The organism is Bacillus sp. ISL-46 (assembly GCF_018613205.1).
The window spans coordinates 1-19411 of the sequence record NZ_JAGGQR010000008.1 but is presented as its reverse complement, the minus strand read 5'-3'; the positions used below and the strand labels follow the sequence as shown (position 1 = coordinate 19411).

Annotated in this window: 23 protein-coding genes and 2 rRNA genes; 1 reads left to right on the top strand and 24 read right to left on the bottom strand. The window is 39.3% G+C overall.

The features are described from left to right. Window positions 1-122: 122 nt before the first annotated feature. The 12 genes from spoVG to metG all read right to left on the bottom strand — a co-directional run bounded on the left by spoVG (window position 123) and on the right by metG (window position 10946). A complete protein-coding gene (spoVG, locus tag J7E67_RS03145) occupies window positions 123-413 on the bottom strand; it encodes a septation regulator SpoVG (protein ID WP_003347151.1) in 291 nt (96 codons plus the stop codon). Between the two features lie 153 nt (window positions 414-566). Beyond that, complete coding sequence (locus J7E67_RS03140) at window positions 567-941, bottom strand: RidA family protein (protein ID WP_168241459.1); 375 nt, start codon at window positions 939-941, stop codon at window positions 567-569. A gap of 15 nt (window positions 942-956) precedes the next feature. Beyond that, on the bottom strand, window positions 957-1775 hold the full coding sequence (gene purR / locus J7E67_RS03135; RefSeq protein WP_214717312.1) for a pur operon repressor: 819 nt from the start codon (window positions 1773-1775) through the stop codon (window positions 957-959). A 56-nt stretch (window positions 1776-1831) separates the two neighbouring features. Continuing rightward, window positions 1832-2701: a 4-(cytidine 5'-diphospho)-2-C-methyl-D-erythritol kinase gene (gene ispE, locus J7E67_RS03130; RefSeq protein ID WP_214717313.1), complete on the bottom strand. Its 870-nt coding sequence runs from the start codon at window positions 2699-2701 to the stop codon at window positions 1832-1834. Window positions 2702-3081: 380 nt separating this feature from the next. Continuing rightward, window positions 3082-3267 (bottom strand): small, acid-soluble spore protein, alpha/beta type, encoded by a 186-nt coding sequence (locus J7E67_RS03125; RefSeq protein WP_168241456.1) that lies wholly within the window; start codon window positions 3265-3267, stop codon window positions 3082-3084. 122 nt (window positions 3268-3389) lie between these two features. Continuing rightward, on the bottom strand, window positions 3390-3653 hold the full coding sequence (gene veg / locus J7E67_RS03120; RefSeq protein ID WP_066249244.1) for a biofilm formation stimulator Veg: 264 nt from the start codon (window positions 3651-3653) through the stop codon (window positions 3390-3392). Between the two features lie 208 nt (window positions 3654-3861). After that, window positions 3862-4746, bottom strand: a complete 885-nt coding sequence (gene yabG / locus J7E67_RS03115) for a sporulation peptidase YabG (RefSeq protein WP_214717331.1) — start codon at window positions 4744-4746, stop codon at window positions 3862-3864. A gap of 109 nt (window positions 4747-4855) precedes the next feature. Next, complete coding sequence (rsmA, locus tag J7E67_RS03110; RefSeq protein ID WP_214717314.1) at window positions 4856-5734, bottom strand: 16S rRNA (adenine(1518)-N(6)/adenine(1519)-N(6))-dimethyltransferase RsmA; 879 nt, start codon at window positions 5732-5734, stop codon at window positions 4856-4858. Next, on the bottom strand, window positions 5727-6287 hold the full coding sequence (rnmV, locus tag J7E67_RS03105; protein ID WP_214717315.1) for a ribonuclease M5: 561 nt from the start codon (window positions 6285-6287) through the stop codon (window positions 5727-5729). The genes rsmA and rnmV overlap by 8 nt, the downstream gene beginning before the upstream one ends. A gap of 211 nt (window positions 6288-6498) precedes the next feature. After that, a complete protein-coding gene (locus J7E67_RS03100; RefSeq protein WP_214717316.1) occupies window positions 6499-7680 on the bottom strand; it encodes a G5 and 3D domain-containing protein in 1182 nt (393 codons plus the stop codon). Between the two features lie 235 nt (window positions 7681-7915). Further along, on the bottom strand, window positions 7916-8683 hold the full coding sequence (locus J7E67_RS03095; RefSeq protein ID WP_214717317.1) for a TatD family hydrolase: 768 nt from the start codon (window positions 8681-8683) through the stop codon (window positions 7916-7918). 295 nt (window positions 8684-8978) lie between these two features. After that, window positions 8979-10946: a methionine--tRNA ligase gene (gene metG / locus J7E67_RS03090; protein ID WP_214730994.1), complete on the bottom strand. Its 1968-nt coding sequence runs from the start codon at window positions 10944-10946 to the stop codon at window positions 8979-8981. A gap of 480 nt (window positions 10947-11426) precedes the next feature. Between metG and J7E67_RS03085 the strand changes: the two genes are divergently transcribed. Further along, window positions 11427-11717, top strand: a complete 291-nt coding sequence (locus tag J7E67_RS03085) for a transition state genes transcriptional regulator AbrB (RefSeq protein WP_176525588.1) — start codon at window positions 11427-11429, stop codon at window positions 11715-11717. A 92-nt stretch (window positions 11718-11809) separates the two neighbouring features. Here the strand turns inward: J7E67_RS03085 and rsmI are convergent, their stop codons facing one another. From rsmI to J7E67_RS03025, 12 genes are all read right to left on the bottom strand, one after another. After that, window positions 11810-12682 carry a 16S rRNA (cytidine(1402)-2'-O)-methyltransferase gene (gene rsmI / locus J7E67_RS03080; protein WP_214717319.1) on the bottom strand — a complete coding sequence of 291 codons (873 nt, stop codon included), beginning with the start codon at window positions 12680-12682 and terminating at the stop codon, window positions 11810-11812. Then, complete coding sequence (locus tag J7E67_RS03075; protein ID WP_214717320.1) at window positions 12660-12947, bottom strand: GIY-YIG nuclease family protein; 288 nt, start codon at window positions 12945-12947, stop codon at window positions 12660-12662. The genes rsmI and J7E67_RS03075 overlap by 23 nt, the downstream gene beginning before the upstream one ends. After that, on the bottom strand, window positions 12937-13677 hold the full coding sequence (locus tag J7E67_RS03070; RefSeq protein WP_214717321.1) for a tRNA1(Val) (adenine(37)-N6)-methyltransferase: 741 nt from the start codon (window positions 13675-13677) through the stop codon (window positions 12937-12939). Before J7E67_RS03070 ends, J7E67_RS03075 begins: the two co-directional genes overlap by 11 nt. 57 nt (window positions 13678-13734) lie before the next feature. Further along, on the bottom strand, window positions 13735-14070 hold the full coding sequence (yabA, locus tag J7E67_RS03065) for a DNA replication initiation control protein YabA (protein WP_251026543.1): 336 nt from the start codon (window positions 14068-14070) through the stop codon (window positions 13735-13737). Window positions 14071-14119: 49 nt separating this feature from the next. Continuing rightward, window positions 14120-14947 carry a PSP1 domain-containing protein gene (locus J7E67_RS03060; protein WP_088084910.1) on the bottom strand — a complete coding sequence of 276 codons (828 nt, stop codon included), beginning with the start codon at window positions 14945-14947 and terminating at the stop codon, window positions 14120-14122. Further along, a complete protein-coding gene (gene holB / locus J7E67_RS03055) occupies window positions 14940-15947 on the bottom strand; it encodes a DNA polymerase III subunit delta' (protein ID WP_214717323.1) in 1008 nt (335 codons plus the stop codon). Before holB ends, J7E67_RS03060 begins: the two co-directional genes overlap by 8 nt. 45 nt (window positions 15948-15992) lie before the next feature. Next, a complete protein-coding gene (locus tag J7E67_RS03050; protein ID WP_088084908.1) occupies window positions 15993-16322 on the bottom strand; it encodes a cyclic-di-AMP receptor in 330 nt (109 codons plus the stop codon). Between the two features lie 127 nt (window positions 16323-16449). Continuing rightward, on the bottom strand, window positions 16450-17085 hold the full coding sequence (tmk, locus tag J7E67_RS03045) for a dTMP kinase (RefSeq protein WP_214717325.1): 636 nt from the start codon (window positions 17083-17085) through the stop codon (window positions 16450-16452). A 32-nt stretch (window positions 17086-17117) separates the two neighbouring features. Next, window positions 17118-18557, bottom strand: coding sequence for an aminotransferase class I/II-fold pyridoxal phosphate-dependent enzyme (locus J7E67_RS03040; protein WP_214717326.1), 1440 nt, complete (start codon window positions 18555-18557; stop codon window positions 17118-17120). Between the two features lie 144 nt (window positions 18558-18701). Further along, window positions 18702-18920 (bottom strand): sigma factor G inhibitor Gin, encoded by a 219-nt coding sequence (locus tag J7E67_RS03035; RefSeq protein WP_214717327.1) that lies wholly within the window; start codon window positions 18918-18920, stop codon window positions 18702-18704. Window positions 18921-19129: 209 nt separating this feature from the next. Beyond that, a 5S ribosomal RNA gene (rrf, locus tag J7E67_RS03030) occupies window positions 19130-19246 on the bottom strand. A gap of 77 nt (window positions 19247-19323) precedes the next feature. Next, window positions 19324-19411: ribosomal RNA gene (locus J7E67_RS03025) — 23S ribosomal RNA — on the bottom strand; the annotation flags it as partial.

Here is a 19411-nt window from a genome sequence, read left to right as displayed (position 1 = left end):
ATGTGAGGGAAGAGTCTAATTTTGTAATAATGAGTTAATTTACGAGGGAATAAAGGGGAGGGGATTAACTAAAAACAATAAAAAGAGCCTTCATAGAAGAAAGGCCCTAGTTGTAAAAATCCTTAGGAAGCTCCGGCTTCTTCAAATTCTACTTCTAATTCACCTAAACGGTGGTACTCAGCCAAAACAGCTTCTTGGATTTTACCGCGCGTTCCTGAATTAATTGGATGCGCAATGTCACGAAATTCTCCATCTGGAGTACGTTTGCTTGGCATAGCTACAAATAAACCGTTGTTCCCGTCAATAACACGAATGTCATGAACAACAAATTCATTGTCCAAAGTGATTGATGCAATCGCTCGCATGCGTCCGTCAGTATTAACTCGGCGTAATCTTACGTCAGTTACTTCCATGTGCTCACACCCTTTTCTGATATAAAAAGCTAAGTAATTAAATTCAACAACTTTTTCAGAAATCCTTCTTTATATTCAAAATATTTTAGAAAATTTAGGGCAAAATAGTGAACAATTGTAAACACAGGAGTAAATTAACAGAAATTAACTAAATTACTTAACGAGTGCGACAACTTCAATTTCAACTAAAACATCTTTTGGTAAGCGGGCAACCTCGACACACGAACGAGCGGGTTTATGGATCGAGAAATATTCACCATATACCTCGTTTAATGAAGCGAAATCATCCATATTTTTAATAAATACAGTTGTCTTAACGACTGTTTCAAAAGACGCACCAGCAGCTGTTAAAACTGCCTGTAAATTTTGAAAAACTTGGTGAGCTTGTTCTTTAATATCGCCTGTTACCAAGGCTCCATCAGCTGTTAATGGAATTTGCCCTGAGCTATAGAACATATTATTTACGGTAATTCCTTGCGAGTATGGGCCAATAGCCGCCGGTGCTTGATTTGTTTGAACTGTTTTCATCCAAATTCCCTCCAATTATTTAGTAAAATAATTTCCAGCTTGAACATTAATCTTTTTTTCCTTCACATCCACATCAGATAACTGAACGAGGGAAATATATTCATCGACTAGACGCTCTTGAATTTTTTCTGCCTCTACTAGAACTGCAATTCCAGCCAGATGCCCATTAAATTCCTCAAGCATGCTGATCATTCCCATGACAGTTCCGCCAGCCTTCATAAAATCATCGACAATAAGGACGCGTGAATCCTGTTTCATGCTTCGTTTTGAAAGGACCATGGTTTGGATTCTTTTGGCTGAACCGGACACATAATTAATACTTACTGTCGGCCCCTCCGTTACTTTACTATCTCTTCGAACGATGACAACTGGAACATTTAACTGACTTGCCACAGCATAGGCAAGAGGAATTCCTTTTGTAGCAACGGTCATGACCACGTCAATTTTTGCATCTGTATAGGCAGAGGCAATAATGCGCCCCGCGTTTTGCACTACTTGAGGATCCCCTAATATATCAGTTAAATATAAATATCCACCAGGTAAAAGCCTGTCAGGTTTAGCAATTAATTCACACAATTCATTAATAAAAGGTGCTGCTGCTTCTTGACTTACTTTTACAAAGAACTTTACCCCGCCTGAAGCCCCAGGCACTGTTTGTATGGTCCCAATTCCTCTTTTTTCAAACGTCTCTTTGATGATACCCAAATCTTCACTAATCGATGATTTGGCAGATGAATAACGATCTGCAAAAAAAGTAAGCGGAACTAGTTGCCGAGGATGATCTAGTAAATAATTTGTCATATCAATCAAACGTTCACTGCGGCGAAATTTCATAACATGCCCCCAAAAACACGAATATTCTAGTTATAGAATACCATTTTCGTACGTTTTTAATCAAGTGAGTGCCGTTCCCCTAACATGCGGACCGCAAATACTTGGTCACAGAATCCTCTTAATCCATTATAAATTCGATGCATTCTTGAATCATGCTGAACAATTCCAAAAACAGTTGGACCGCTGCCACTCATTAATACGGCATCTGCACCAAAACGTTTCATTTGTTCTTTTATTAATGCAACTTCAGGGTGAAGGTTTAAGGTAACATCTTCTAAAACATTCCCCACGTTTTTACATACCTTTTGATAATCATGTTCATTTATCGCTTCAATCATTCCCCGAATGTTTGGATGGGACATTTTATTGGTATCTAGTCTTCGGTATACTTCAGCTGTTGAAACCCCAATAAAGGGCTTCGCAAGGATCACCCAACATGTCGGCGGGGCAGGTAATTCGGTAATCATTTCCCCTCTGCCCTTTGCCAAGGCAGTACCTCCATAGACACAAAATGAAACATCTGATCCAATTTCGCTTCCTAGTTCGGCCAATTCATCCATTGTTAAACCGAGATTCCAGAGTTTACTTAAACCTCTTAATGTAGCAGCAGCATCACTGCTTCCCCCCGCAAGTCCAGCCGCAACGGGAATCGTTTTTTCAATCGAAATCAGCACACCTTTTTTTACATTAAATCGATCTTTCAAAAGCTGTGCAGCTTGAAAGGCTAAATTACGCTGGTCATCTGGGACATAGCGATTATGAGAATGAATATGTATTTTATTATCGTTTAATAACGATAATTCAACCCGGTCAGCCAAATCAATAGTGGTCATAATCATCTCCACCTCATGAAAACCGTCTGAGCGTTTGTGTAAAACATCTAATGCTAAATTTATTTTGGCCGGGGCTTTTACTAAAAGCTTCACTACGTCCACCTACTTCTTTATTGTCCAGTTCCAGCGCCTAGGGGCTCGGGGTCATAAGCCAATCCGTCAAGAAGGTCAAAGAACAACCTTCTCGCCGGCTCGTCTTACGCCTGTCGCCCCTGGGCAAGGCGCTTCTACTTTTCTAATTGTCCGAAAATCCACATTTTGTCCTATTTTACCACAAAATGATAAAACTAAGACGTGAGATATGATAAATCCTATCAAATTTCATATTTTATCATAGTTTTTTATAGAAAAAAGAAACTATTTGAGATGAAATGGAGTATAAAAATAATTTAAAGACCAGAGGATAGTTTCCTCTGGTCTCGCTGAAGTATGTGATTGATTAATATCAAAAGCGGAAGTGACTTATTTATAAGTTAAACTCTAGGACCCTGATTAGCCAAATGTTCTTGTGCAAGTTCAACGGCACGCTTGACCATATTCCCTGCATCCTTTGCCTTGATGCCGCCCCATCCTTCTTTTTGAACGACATCATAAAAGCCAAGCTCTTTCGCAAGCTCCTCTTTAAAGCGACTGGACATAATCCCTCTTCTTCTGCCCATTAAAACAACCCCTTTCATACTACAGCATTGTTAGTATGGGATAGATATAGAGTTTTCATGAAACTGTTTTAAAATAGCAAAAAGCGGTAAACAAATGTTTACCGCTGTGTATTGCTTATATTCTAATTTAAGGCTAAATGTCCTGATGCATCTTCGTAGAAAGTAATTTGAACTGTTTCTGTTAATACATCAGCATAGCTGTAAGAAACACGTTCAAATGAGTTTTCATCCTGATCTAATTCAATAACAAAAACAGATGGATAAGTTTCAGCTAAAACACCGGAACGTTCAATCGTCTTTCTGCGTCCTCCGTTGGCTTTAAGCAGTAATCTTTTCCCTAAATTTGTGTCAAGAGCCTTTTTAATATCGGCTAAGGTTTTTGGCATTCGGTCCACCTCACTGTGTAAAGTATAACACACTGACATAGTCATGTCAAACAAAAACATAAATTATATCAGTCAAACAAAAAGATTGTCAATATTTTTTATTCTACTTTTTCTTCTAAATTTCAACATTTTTATCGTTACCTTATTTGCATGGGAATATGTATCGGCTCAGAAATAAAAAAAATAAGCCTTATCGGACAGCAAAGGCTTATTCATCCTCTTCTTGGATTGGCCGATAAGGCATTCCCGTTCGTAACACTCCTCTTGTTTCAATTCCTCCAAGTCCCTTTTCACCTGTTAATGTGTTCTTTAACACGTCCCAGACATTAATTCTTTCCATAAAAGGTGTAAAACTGATTTTGGCGACAATATAGACTGGGTCGAGGGCGTGGATGTTAATTCTTGAGGGCGAACTGGCATAATTTGCCCCAGCATGAATCAATGATTCAAAGTGCGATTGACATGCTCCTGCAAAAATAACCAACTGATCTAAGTGGGGAATCTTTTTTCGTGCTTCCTTGACCGTTTGGACGAAATGTTTGGAATGACGATATGCATTAATATCCGTCATTTTTCCTTTTGCCTTTGAATACGCGTCATGTCCTGTAATAACAAGAATATCTGGGCGATATAAATCAATCAATTCCCCTATTTTTTCTGGCATCTCTTTTTCATTACAGTGTATACCTAAAACAGGGATTCCCACTTTTTCATACAGTGTCATACATTTCTTCAAATAGGATGGATCACCATCCAGATGGAGAACCTTCCCTGGCATTTGAAAATAATTACTTGGTTTTACATATCCTCCGGTCGCTTCATATTCCTGACGGTTCTTGATTAATTCAACATCCTGTTTAAACAGCTTAAAAGACTGTTCCTCTAGCGTCCGGTATTCATTCTTCAATCTGACTCTTTGATTATCGTCGATGACGACCAAATCTTCGTATGGTGCGTCTGCCACAAGGCGAAAGTCTTCTCCATATAGGACTGCAAATTTCTGGTCGTTTATTTTTCGAACATCTATCACGCGAAATAGAATGTCACAATTATACGAACGCCTGCCGACAATATCCATTAATTTTATATCCACTGCCGTCACTCCAATAAGACCAGCAAAAAGGCCTTTAAATAAAGTTTCTCTCATAGGCTATGCAAACCTTTGCTTTATTGTGAAAAAAAATAGACCCTATAAAAAGGGTCTAGTGGAAAAACGGATATAATTCTTCGCTTAAGCGGCCAAATTCCTCTAAGGAAAGGGTCTCTCCTCTTCTAGCAGGATCGATTCCGCTTGCACTTAAGGCCTGGAGGATGTCTTCTTTCTTTTGCTTTCCCTCGGGCAGCTGGCTTGTTAAGTTATTAAGCAGGGTTTTTCTTCGTTGTGCAAAGCTGGCCCTGGTCACTTGAAAAAAGAATGTTTCATCTGTGACCGTAACAGCGGGATGTTCCCTCCTGGTTAACCTGATGACGGCAGAATCCACATTCGGCTGCGGCACAAAAACCGTTTTTGGAACGATCATCACTGTTTCTGCCTCTGTATAATACTGAACAGCGATAGAAAGAGAGCCATAGTCCTTCGTCCCTGGCCGTGCAGAAATCCGGTCTGCCACCTCTTTTTGGAGCATACAAACGATCCCGCGAATAGGCAAATGTTCTTCAAGAAGCTTCATGATAATCGGCGTTGTAACATAATAAGGTAAATTAGCAACCACCATGATATCGTCCATATCATTAAATTCTTCTCTAATAACTTCTGCCACATCTGCCTCTAATACATCGTTATGTATAATTTTTACATTGGGATAGGGTGATAGGGTATCATTTAAGATTGGTAATAAACGTTGATCGATCTCGAAAGCGACGACCTTTTTACTTGTGCGGGCCAACTGCTCAGTAAGCGCACCAATTCCTGGTCCGATTTCAATCGCACCAGAATCTTCTGTTAAATTCGCAAAGCTAACAATCTTTTTCAAGATATTTGTATCAATTAAAAAGTTTTGGCCAAGGCTCTTTTTAAATGAAAATCCGTATTTTTTAAGAATATCTTTTGTCCTTACCGGTGTAGCTATATCTTTATTCATATAGTTCCTCCTGACTTACAACCCTTAGTGCTTCAGCGAATTCCTGCTTACTGATTTGGAATACATTTAAGCGCTTATGAAGCTGTTTTCCATTGGTATAACCAATTTTTAAAATTTTCCCCAACATAATTCTTCTTTCTTTAGCCCCTTCACCACCGATAAGGCCAGCTGTAAGTAGGTCCTCTTGCGTTATTTCCTCTGTAAACGTTTCACGCATGGTCTGGGCATCCTTAAGCGCCTCTTGGATGGCTTCAGGACTTGCATGTTCCACACCGAGGCTTTCCCCTGCTTTTCCCATAGCCGCTTCCTTCGTTAAAAATGCGTGTTTACAACCAGGAACAGCCTCAGCGATCGTCTTTCTAATTTTTTCACCAGGAAAATCAGGATCCGTAAAAATAATTACGCCTCGGGACTGTTGAGCACGCCTTACCTTTTCAATGGTGGTTTCATTTACAGCTGAACCATTTGTTTCAATTGTATCTGCATTGATTGCCCGTTTAATCGCTGTAGTATCGTCTTTACCTTCCACAACTATAATTTCTTTAATCTTCATTTTAAAAGTGTGAGCCTCCGTAATAAAAAAAATAAAAAATGAAAAAAACTTGAAACATTTTTGTAATGTACATCGTCTATATTATTGAATCCATTCATACAATAAAGTAAAATAAAGATGAAGCATTTTATCAATATGTATTCGATGTTAGTATAAAGAAATTTATGAAAAAAGCAAAATGCAGAGGATAGGACCCTCTGCAAATTGTAAACTAATTTAAAATTTTAATCTTTACTTTTTTGCGTCCCCAGCGGTAGCAATCCTGATTGGATGGCATGAATAAATCAATGATATATCCTTTAATTGCCCCTCCTGTGTCAGCTGCTACAGCATAGCCGTAGCCTTCAACATACACCTTTGTCCCCAGCGGAATAACCCTTGGGTCAACGGCAATTACCTTCATGTTCGGGTTAGCACGGAGATTAAGTCCCGTTGCTGTTCTACCTGAACAGCCATTACAATACGCTGTATAAGCAGTTGCAGTAACGTAAAACTCCTGTCCCGACTCATCCGCACCACGTGAAACTTGTAACGATAAATCCTTCGTTCCGACAGCCACAACTTTATCTTGCTTTTCTGCAATCTTCTGCTCACTAATTAATTTTCTAGTTACTTCTTTGCCATTTTCAATTAGGACTTCATATTGTTTAGAAACGCGACCGTGCTTGCCTTCGGTAATGGTCTTTTCTTTGCCTTTTTCTAAACTTTCATCCTTTTTGGTTACTACAGCAAATTGAACAGGTTCTTCCACTACATCGGTGACTTTTTCTACTCGAATGACGTTAACAACACCATTCTCTGAGATGGTTTCTGTTAATGACGGTTCAACTCGGTCTAGTGTGTTTAACTGAATGCCCTTTTGTGATAAAAAGTCAGCGACCGTAGCCGAAGTGGCCCAAACTTGTTGCTTTTTACCGCCGTCAACATATGTAAGATGAAATGCTTCTTTTATTCCAATCTTCATCTTATCTTGTATTGCCGCTTGCGGTCTAGGTGAGATTTGGTCATGTTTGCTCAAAACAAATTTCTGCTCTTTTAGGAGTTCAGCCACTGTATCAGCTGTCGTCCAGATCGTTTTTTTCTCGTTGTCCTTGACAATGTGAACCTGGTTAGCTTGCTTCCATACGACTTTCAGGTGGTCCTTCACCTTTGCATTCGCCTTAGGTTGCAAATAGTCTTGTGAGCGGGTGGATACATCCAATTCATCTAATAATTCTTTGATGGTATCTGCATGTGTTTTCACGACCTTTTGCTGATCGTTAAGAGTGATGGCAACAGTTTTCTTTGATCCTTCGTAAAAAAGAATACCAAGAGTTGTTAGCAAAACTACGAAACTAGCAAAAGCAATGGTCAATGTCTTCCGGCTCAAAGACTTGGAAAACAGGTTTTTCATGTTTTTGAATACGATGAAAAACGCCTCCTTTTCTTAGAGAGATTAATGAACCATGCTGTCGGCTGTTAATCTTTGCATACTGTGCGAAGGTATTTCTAATTATGCACAAAGTTGGGAATATTGCAAAGATAAACTTATCGACACGGTTATCCTATGTAGAAAAGGAGACATGTAGAACTTTTTGTTATCGCTAAAATATAAGACAAGCTTCCACCAGCTTCGACAAATTCCCCTATCATTTTATGGCGAATAATTTTTTAGCATTTCGTGTCGTTGCTTCCGCCACTTCTTCGATTGTCAATCCTTTTATTTCGGCAATTTGTTCAGCTACTAATTTTACATAACTAGGCTCATTTCTTTTCCCTCGGTAGGGATGGGGAGCCAAATATGGGCAATCTGTTTCTATTAATAGTTTATCTAGTGGAATTTCAGCAGCTACTTCTTTCGGCTTTTTGGCATTTTTGAAGGTTACAGGGCCTCCAAGAGAAATATAAAAGTTCATTTTCACGCATTCCTTCGCTACTTCAGGGCTGCCGCTAAAGCAATGCATAATCCCGCCTACTTCTTCCGCTCCTTCTTCCTTTAAAATTTCCACAATATCAGCTGTTGCTTCGCGATTATGAATCACGATTGGAAGATTAACCTTTTTAGCAAGTCTGATTTGTTTTCGAAAAACTTCCTTCTGAATATCCTTTGGAGATTTGTCCCAATGATAATCCAAGCCCATTTCACCGATGGCAACTACCTTTGGATGGGCAGTTAATTCCTCTATCCATCGTAAATCCTCCTCGGTCATGTCGATCGCATCAACGGGATGCCACCCAATGCAGGCAAAGATAAAATCATAGCTATCAGCTAATTCCATTGCCCTTTGAATGGTCTTGCGGTCAAACCCGACCACGACCATAGTAGTGACTCCCTCACTTTGAGCCCTAGTGATTACTTCTTCTAAATCTTCGTTATATTGGTCATCATTTAAATGTACATGGGTATCAAATAGCATAGTTTTGCTCCTTCACCATTTTTTTCAAAAAGAATTTTATTTTTCGCTAACATTTTCTTATTCGCGTTAGAAATGCCAATATTCAACAATAACCAAGTAATAAAAAGAAATGTCTCGAAAAATGTTCCACGTGGAACATCGAAAAGCGGAAACGGAAACGCCAGTTTAGCGGCGTATGGACTGGAGCACTTTGACTTATCGTAGGGAAAAGGGCGAAGTACACTAGCCGCTGGGCGTTGGAGCTGGACATTTCACAAAGCAAAAGCGCCTTAAAAGGGCGCCTTTAGTATCATAATTATTTCACCTTGGAACCATTCGGTAATGTTTGATCGACGGTTGCAAGCGAAAGTTGACCATCTTTTGAACCTGCTAGGATCATTCCCTGTGAAAGTTCACCACGAAGTTTAACTGGTTTTAGGTTGGTAATACAAATGACCTTTCGACCAACTAATTCTTCCGGCTTATAATATTGGGCAATTCCAGAAACGACCTGACGCTTTTCATACCCTAAATCAAGCTGAAGCTTAAGCAATTTATCCGCCTTTTTAATAGGCTCTGCTTGAACAACTTCGGCTACCCTCAAATCAATTTTCATAAAATCGTCAATAGCAATTTCGTCGATTTCTTCAGGTTTTTCTTCTGGCTTTACATCTTTCTCTTCTTCAACTGCTGGAGCAGAACCCTGCATTTTCGTCTTAATAAATTCTACTTCCTCAGCAATTTCAAGTCTTGGGAATATCGGTGCATCCTTTTCTACCTTTGTTCCGCTTGGTATGACACCAAAATCAGTGAGGCTTTCCCATGTTTTAAGGCTCTCATCCTGAATACCCAACTGCGTAAAGATGGAATTCGGTGTACGTGTTAGGAATGGCTGCAGTAAAATCGCAATTCTTCGTAAGGATTCGGCCAGATGAGCCATTACACTAGCAAGTACCTCGCGATTCGCCTCATCCTTCGCTAAAGCCCATGGTTTTGTTTCATCAATATATTTATTGGTACGGCTGACTAGCAGCCAAATTGTAGATAACGCTACTGAAAACTCCATCTTCTCCATTACATCTTCGTATACATTAACTGTATCCTGGTTAACTTGCAGCAGTGATGCATCAAATTCCCCAACTGAACCGGAATAATCAGGTATAACACCGTTGAAATATTTTTCAATCATTGCGACCGTACGATTTAAAAGATTACCTAAATCATTGGCTAGGTCGAAATTGATTCTTTCGACAAATCCTTCCGGTGTAAAGACGCCATCCGCCCCAAACGGAACTTCTCTTAATAAATAATAGCGGAGCACATCCAGACCATAGCGATCAATTAAGGTGACAGGGTCAACCACATTCCCTTTCGATTTGGACATTTTTCCATCCTTCATCAACAGCCAGCCATGGGCAAATACCTTTTTGGGCAGTGGAATATCTAATGCCATTAGCATAATTGGCCAATAGATGGTGTGGAAACGTACAATTTCCTTACTCATTAAGTGAACATCGGCTGGCCAGTAATTTAAATATTTTGCATCATTTTCTGTTCCATAACCAAGTGCCGTAATATAGTTGGAAAGGGCATCAATCCAAACATAAATAACATGCCTTGGATTCCCCGGCACCTTGATCCCCCAATCAAACGTTGTCCTTGAAACAGCAAGATCCTCCAGGCCAGGTTTGATAAAGTTATTAATCATTTCATTTTTTCGAGATTCAGGTTGGATGAAATCGGGATTTTCCTCGTAGTACTGCAAAAGACGATCTACATATTTACTCATTCTAAAAAAGTATGATTCTTCTTTAACCTTTTCCACCGGACGGCCACAATCCGGACAATTTCCATCCGTTAGCTGACGGTCGGTATAAAAGGATTCACATGGTGTACAGTACCAGCCTTCATACTGATCTAGATAAATATCACCTTGTTCAAGCAGTCTCGCAAACATCTTTTCAACGACTTGTTTATGTCTTTCATCCGTTGTTCGGATAAAATCATCATAAGAAATATCGAGTCTTTTCCATAATTCTTTAATTCCATCGACAATTTCATCGACATACTGCTGCGGAGTAATCCCCGCTTCTTCAGCTTTCCTTTGAATTTTCTGCCCATGCTCATCCGTTCCAGTTAAGTACATAACATCATAGCCGCGCATCCTCTTATAACGGGCCATTGCATCACCTGCAACAGTTGTATAAGCATGCCCAATATGTAAATTACCGCTTGGATAGTAAATCGGTGTCGTTAGGTAAAAAGTCTTTAATTTATTCTCCATCTTAATCCCTCCGCTAGTTTGCGAGTCCAAAGCTCTATTTAACCATTATTGCCTCTTTTTTCCCGCTTCTATCCTCAAAATATACCGAAAAACCAACTTTTGTGCAAGGAGGCGCTCTTTTACCTGATTCCTTTATTTTTTCATATTTTCCTATTACACCCATAAAGGCTTCAATTCCTGCGAAGGATATATAGTTCAATCGCATCAATTTATGTTGAAGTTTGTCGAAGAAATACCGAATTGAACAGTTGTTTTATCAACAATCCAATAGTATTATTCACTGCTAAATATAGGTAATTTTCAGAAAAAACGTTGTTAAATCAACGATCATCATCTTAATTGAATAAATTTACTATTATTTTTCCAAATAAAATAATTGACGGATATGGGAATTTCTTGTATTATTAAGTTATGAAAATTTTGTCGAATAATGACGAATAAATAGATAGAGAAAAATAAGTGCAAATGTGAGAGGAGATCATAAAAATGAAATCTACTGGTATTGTTCGTAAAGTTGATGAGTTAGGCCGTGTGGTTATTCCAATCGAATTAAGACGTACTCTTGGTATCGCTGAAAAAGATGCTCTTGAAATTTACGTTGATGATGAGCGTATTATCTTAAAGAAATACAAGCCAAATATGACTTGCCAAGTTACAGGAGAAGTATCTGATGATAATTTAACTCTTGCTGGCGGTAAATTGATTCTTAGCCGTGAAGGTGCAGAACAGTTATTACAAGAAATCCAAAACAACTTTGAATTAGTAAAATAATAGAAAGCTCCGGCACTTCAATTAGTGTTGGAGCTTTTTTTCTTTGAAAAGCGGATACCATCGTTCAGCGGTGTATCCCACTTAAGCTCTATCTATTCGACATGATAGGCCTGATACACTTCTCTTTTATTTATGTCACGATCTTTCGCTGTTAGTTTGATCGCTTCCTTCGAAGGGATATTTTTTTCAGAAATATAATGATTTACATGTTCTTCAAGCGTTAAATTGTGCCACCAGCTTGGTTCTTCCTCTTGTTGCTGATCCGTCCCCTCAACAATCAAGCAAAACTCTCCGCGGATTTCATCCTGCGTGGTCCAAGCGATTACTTCTTCGATCGATCCGCGAATAAATTCCTCATACTTTTTTGTTAACTCCCTGCAAATTGCGATCTTCCGGTTACCGAGGACATCTGACATAATCGAAAGCGTTTCTTTTAGGCGATGTGGTGATTCATAAAAGATTAACGTAGCTGACTGCCACTTTAAGTGTTCTAACTCCGCCCGCTTTTCTTTCTTGTTTCGATTCAAAAAACCAAAAAAATAAAAGGGCTGGCACACTAAACCGGAGGCAATTAATGATGTTAGGGCAGCATTTGCACCTGGTAACGGAACGACTGTTACCTTTTCTTCAATGGCCGCTGCGACCAGCTCATAACCTGGGTCTGAAATGGCAGGCATACCCGCATCACTTACCAGCGCAATCTTTAACCCTTCCTTTACTTTTTGAATCAATTTATCGCCGCTCGTTTCTTTATTGTGTTCGTGATAACTTACAACAGGTGTTCCAATTTCAAAGTAATTACAAAGCTTCTTTGTATTTCTTGTATCTTCTGCAGCAATTAAGTCTGCCTCTTTTAATAGTCGAATCGCACGGAAGCTCATATCTTCTAAATTACCAATTGGTGTGGGAATAAGATATAAGATCCCTTTCGTAGCTTCATTCTCAAAGCTTTTTTGCTGCCACATACACATCACCTGTTTCTTTCATTAAAAATTCATCTTTTTTCTTCCTGCTTAATTGCTTAAAGGAGTATTCTGCCCTCAGCGCGTCCCCTTTATTTTCATAGCTTCTATAGTATGTAAGTTCGACCGGACCCCTGCCCCGCGTATATCTTGCCCCTTTTCCTTCATTATGAAGCTTAATCCGGCGTTCAAGATTATTCGTATATCCACCATATAAACTACCGTCCTTACAAGTAAGTACATAAAAATAGTGATCGTTATTCTCCATATAAAATCTCTCTAATTTCTGGTGTATATTCATTGTTATCATTATAAACAAATAACGGTGGAGAAATTTTTAGATCCGGACTGCCATCCTTAATTGCCTCAATTAAAAGCGTATTAGCCTCTTTCCCCTTCTTCGGATAGACAAGTTGAATTCGTTTGGGTTCAAGCCGGTATTGTCTCATCAATGTAATGATATCCAGCAGTCGCCCCGGTCGGTGAACAAAAGCCACCTTGCCGCCTTGTTTAGCCAATTGACTTGAAGCCTTGACCGCATCCTCTAGTGTACAAAGAATTTCATGACGGGCAATCGCTAGATGTTCATTGGGATTCATCTCTTCCTTTGACGCCGTTGTAAAATACGGAGGATTGCAAGTGACGACATCAAATTGCCCATGGCCCAGCTGTTTAGGCATATCCTTGATATCACCATGAATCATTTGCAGTCGGGGTTCTAGTCCATTATATTCAATGCTTCTTACCGCCATATCGTAAAGCCGTTCCTGTATTTCAACACCAGTAATCTGGCCCTTTGTTCGTGCACTTAAAAATAAAGGGATGACACCATTCCCGCTGCAGAGGTCAATTAAGTTCCCTTTTTGAATCGGAACATATACAAATCTTGCAAGTAAAACGGCATCAAGGGAAAAGGCAAAAACAGACGGACTTTGGATAATCCTTAAGTTTTCCGCTAATAAATAATCTAACCGTTCATCTTCCTTCAAGTTGACCAAATTATCCATCCCCTAAATGTATGAAAATAGAGGCTGATTTTTGTCAGCCTCTTAAGGTTATTTCTTATTAAGAAAGGAAAGACAGAATAAACAATCGCCTTCCTTGCGTAAACTTCCAAAATGAAGGTTACAGATATGAAACCCTTCTTGATAGAGACGGGCGAGGTTATCATATCCTTCCCCAACATCAAATGGCTTTACCCCCGGTGACTCGGGCAGGGCTGCCCCCTTTTTATTCTCTGTTACCTTTTTTTCCGCTTCAGTCGTTACATCTAAACGGCGTCTCAAATGTTCATTTTCAAGCTTTAAATAATGATTCTCTTCTAGTATTTCGGCTAAATGCTGCTTTAATTCTCCCAGCTGCTGGTAAAGATGGCCAATTTGTGTTTCCATATTACTTACTGATTCAAATATTTCTTTTTTATCCACGTCTTCCACCTCGTTAATCTGTGGATTGTATAGAAAAGGCACCTTCTTTATTGATTTCCTCCAAGGTATACTCCAGAACTCGATCCTGTTCCTTTAGTTCAACCTGCAGTACCCGCTCTAATATATTTAATCCTACTACTTTTCCTCTACCCTGTGGTGTTTCAATGAATTCCCCTAAATCCGGCAGCAATGCTTTAGCAGATTCATATTCATCATTTTCATATTTTAAACAACACATCAGCCTTCCGCATAATCCAGATATTTTTGTAGGATTCAATGAAAGGTTCTGATCCTTCGCCATTTTTATCGAAACTGGATCGAAATCCCCTAAAAAGGTCGAACAGCATAACATTCTCCCACAGGGCCCGATACCACCAAGCATCTTCGCTTCATCGCGGACACCAATCTGGCGTAATTCAATTCTCGTCCTAAAAATAGCTGCTAAATCCTTCACAAGCTCCCGGAAATCAACTCTTCCATCAGCCGTAAAGTAGAAGATGACTTTATTTCGATCAAATGTATATTCTACATCGACCAGTTTCATATCCAGTTGATGCTCATTCACTTTTTCATTACAAACTTCATAAGCTTCCTTTGCGGCTTGCTTATTCTCTTCAACAATCATTCGATCCTTCGGGTCGGCAATTCTCACCACTTTTTTTAGTGGCAGGACAACATCATGCTCCTCCACCTGTTTGCGAGCGATGACTGCTTTACCATACTCAACTCCACGAACTGTTTCAACAATCACAAAGTCATCTTTTTCTATAGAGAGGTCCCCTGGATCAAAATAATAGATTTTCCCCGCCTTTTTAAAGCGTACTCCTACAACATCATACAAATGAAGATCCCTCCTGCAATTTTAACACAAGCTGTTCCATCATCAGCTGAGGATTCATATTCCTCTCAAGCTTTCTTTTTGCATCAAGAATAGCTGACATTTGATCCGATATGCGCCGTCCAGATGTTTGCAGTGCAAATTGTTGCAGCCGTTTATTTTCCTCTCGAAAAACAATTTGCTCCTGCCTATCTAATTGTATATATAGTAAATCCTTAAAAATAAGAAGTAAAAGGTCTAAACCACGGTGAATTTGTTCTTTATCTTTAAAGTGTGGAAACCAGTCAGTCTGAAGCGTTACCATAGCCTCCAACGGATTTTTTTTCAACACCTCATATAATTTTACCACTATTTTTTGAGCTTGTGCAAACCATTCATCGACATTTAATTTATGTGCCTCATCCAAGCTATTGGTCAATTGAGCAAGTAACGGAGCCTTTAGCGGTTCTACGCCGTTTTCCACCAATTGTTTAATCATAACTAGAGGCGATAATGGATGAAATGTTAGTATTTGGCACCTCGAAAGAATCGTTGGTAGAATTTTCTGCGGCTGTTCTGTTAATAGAAAGGCAACTGTCCCAGGATTGGGTTCCTCTAAAAACTTCAGTAAACTATTGGATGCACTGACACTCATTTTATCTGCATGAACAAGCAAATAAACTTTTTTCAAAGATTCTAATCCTTTTTTGGAAAACTCAACCTGCAGGCTTCTAATTTGGTCAACCTTAATGGATAATCCATCCGGCTCAACAATATGAACATCAGGATGATTGCTATGATTGATTCGACGACAATTTTTGCATTGTTCACAAGGTTTATAACGATCAATGATGGACTCGCAAAATAGGGACTTCGTTAATAACAACGCAATTTCCCGCTTACCTGTCCCTCTAATGCCCTCAAGAAGGTACGCATGGGCCACTCGATTTTTCACTAAACTGTTTTTTAGCATATTTAACACAGTTGGCTGAAGCTCTTCTAGCTGTTCCCATGATTTTACCAAGCTCATCACTCACTTACATTAAAAATTATCCGACATTCACTATGCTTAAAAATGCATGTATTGCTCAATTGGAAGGACAAATACGGTTGCCCCGCCAACCTCAACTTCAACGGGATAAGGGACATACGAGTCTGCATTTCCACCCATCGGTGAAACAGGGGCAACTAACTGTTCTCTGGATCTGCAGTTGTCCTTAATAATTTGGAGGGCTCGGTCAACGCGAATATCCTCAGTACCAATCATAAAGGTCGTGTTACCTGACTTCAGAAATCCACCTGTACTCGCTAGTTTTGTTGCCCTAAAATTGTTATCTACTAGTGCCTTTGATAACCGATTGCTATCCTGGTCCTGTACAACAGCTATGATCAGTTTCATCCGAACCACCCTCTCTTTTTTATCCCATTCTAGTTTTGTTGTTTCCTATATTATAACAGGTAACAGAGTTCCTTACATTCGTAATGGCAGGGACGGCTACATATTTATTTTAGGATAAAAAAAAGCCTTACAGGGAAGGCTTCCTTTTTGCTAATTTTTCTACTATTATTTTTAGGGTTTCTTGAAAAACCTCTTCCACTGTGCCGGAAGCATCAATAGACTGAATTCTATCTGGAAAGCGTTCGATTAATAGATGATATCCTGTGCTAACCTTTTGGTGGAATTCCAGGTTTTCTAAATCCAGTCGATTAATCTCTCTGCCTTTATTTTTGTTGATTCGCTTTAAGCCTAACTCTGGTTCAATATCAAAGTAGATTGTTAACTCAGGCATCAAATTTTCAATCGCAAATTGGTTGATTGCAAAAACTTCATCAATTCCTAACCCGCGTGCGTAGCCTTGGTAAGCCAAAGAACTATCAACAAACCGGTCACACAACACGATTTTCCCCTCTGCTAAGGCTGGTTTCACCTTTTCTATCAAATGCTGCCTTCTTGCAGCAGCATAGAGTAAGGCTTCTGTCCGCGGGTCCATCGCAGTATTTTCTTTATCTAAAATCACGGCACGAATCTGTTCCGCGATATCAATCCCGCCTGGTTCTCGCGTTAGCAGTACGTTTCCAAGCTGCTGGGCTACCATGTTAATAATTGTTGACTTTCCCGCACCATCCGGGCCCTCAAATGTTATAAATATTCCTTTATCCATTTAAATAAAACCTCCAAAACTGTATCTATCTCTTAAGCTGTGTAAAAGGTCTTTATAAGACCATCTTTTAATCGGGAGCCGCCTTGAAATCTTGCGCCGGATTTTAACAGGCTGGCGAGTTGACTGAGTTTATCTTTGGTTATCCTTTCACCCTTTATCAGCAAGGGAATACCCGGAGGGTATGGAATAATCGTTTCAGCGCATACCTCACCTATCACTGCAGTTATATCTACTTCTTTTACCATTAAATTACCCATTTCTTTAAAAGGGATCGCTAACGTTGAGATTTTTTGACTAGCCACCTCAAACACCTCTTGAGCATCATTTAAAGGTAAACCAGCTAGCGCCTTCTTAATTTTCAGGACCGCTTCTTCCAAAGGAAAGCTTTGTCTTTCTTTTAATAAAGGAAGAATAAAGAGCACATTATGTGGATCGGCTAATTCTGTATAAATGGATCCCTCTTCTAATCTTCTTTGGAGCTTAAAGCCATTTAACCCTGAGCGGGACTGGATGGTTAATTTTAAAGGATCGCCGTTATCATTTGGGTATTCTAACACCCGGATTGCTGGAATTTCCGCCAACATCTCTTTAAAGCGTTGGATCTCATTCAAAAGAAAGGTTAAATCGTTTGGTTTATATGTAGCTAAATAATTTCTGGCCAGGTCCAAGGATGCCATAATCGGATAGGACGGGCTGCTTGATTGGAACATGGCTAAGTATTCCTTTACCTTATTGCCATTAATCAACTGGCTATTCACATGTAAAAAGGATCCCATCGTCATCGCGGGAAGCGTCTTATGTGCTGATTGAACCACAACATCTGCACCCAATTGAAGGGCTGAGGGCGGGAAAGGAGCTCCCAGGATAAAATGTGGTCCATGTGCCTCATCCACTAACACAGGGATATCATGCAGATGTGCTTCTTTGATTATTTCTTGTAAATCATATCCCATTCCATAGTAGTTCGGATAAGTCAAAATGAGTGCTTTTGCATCCGGATATAAGTTAATAGCTTCTTTAACCGTTTCTATACGTATACCAGAAGGGACTTTCCACTCCTGGTCAAATTCAGGCTCGAGAAACACGGGGTCAGCTTTTGCCAAGCTTAGTCCATTTAAAATGGATTTATGGCAATTTCTTTGAACAAGAACCTTTGTTCCATCTGAGCAAGCTGCCATAATCATTGCTAGATTGCCTACGGTGGAACCATTCACAAGGAAATAACTCTTTTGGGTTTGAAATAGGCTAGCTAGTAGTGACTCTGCTTCAAGTATCGCCCCTTCTGGCGAATGTAGATCATCTAATCCCGATAACTCCGTCGCATCAATTTGTAAAATTTGCTTAAAATAACGATTTGCTTCTGGTTGATTTATAGTACCATATTTATGTCCAGGGACATGAAAGGAGATAGGGTTCTTTTTGACATGGTCGATTAACACATCATACAAAGGTGTTTTTAATTGATTATTCATTTGTTTACTTCCTTCTAAGAGCTTCGTTTATTCAGCCTTATTGGCCGGCAAGAAACCCCCACTGCTGGAAGTTTCACTTCATTCTAACAAAAAATCAGTGCCCAATCTCATATGAATGCAAAAAAATAAGCCCATAATGGACTTTTATGAAAAAATTTCTGGTGTGGTTATTTTTTTCAGTTGTTTGAGAAAGTATTTATATTTTGGATCGTTTGTATCTGTTTGTATTAAATCATTTTCGCATTCTGTACAAATAAATGAAGTGTATAGATGTATGCCTTTTGGTTTTTGGTTTTCACAAATAACGCACGTTTCCTCATGATACTTCTGTGCTAAAAATGAACTCAATCCCTCCACCTCCATACATCCATTCTGCCCTCATGTGCCTATTTGTATACAATTTTTTGAATAATCTTTTCCCCGTCATCTTAATTAATATATTATGTAACAATTAGCATTTGGGTGTATGTCTATTTGTAATTTCTTTGAAAACACTTCGTACTTTTTTACTATTGTCATTGTCCTTACAGATGACAAACAAAAAAACAACCATTTCTGGTTGTCTTAGATGTGCCTGGCAACGTCCTACTCTCACAGGGACGCGTGTCCCAACTACCATCGGCGCTGAGAAGCTTAACTTCCGTGTTCGGTATGGGAACGGGTGTGACCTTCTCGCCATTGCTGCCAGACTATTTTCTTTTGAGGTATCATTCCCTCAAAACTAGATAATGCAGAAGAAGTTGTAAAAACGAGTATGCCTTAAAAATTGGTTAAGTCCTCGAACGATTAGTATCAGTCAGCTCCACATGTTACCACGCTTCCACCTCTGACCTATCAACCTGATCATCTTTCAG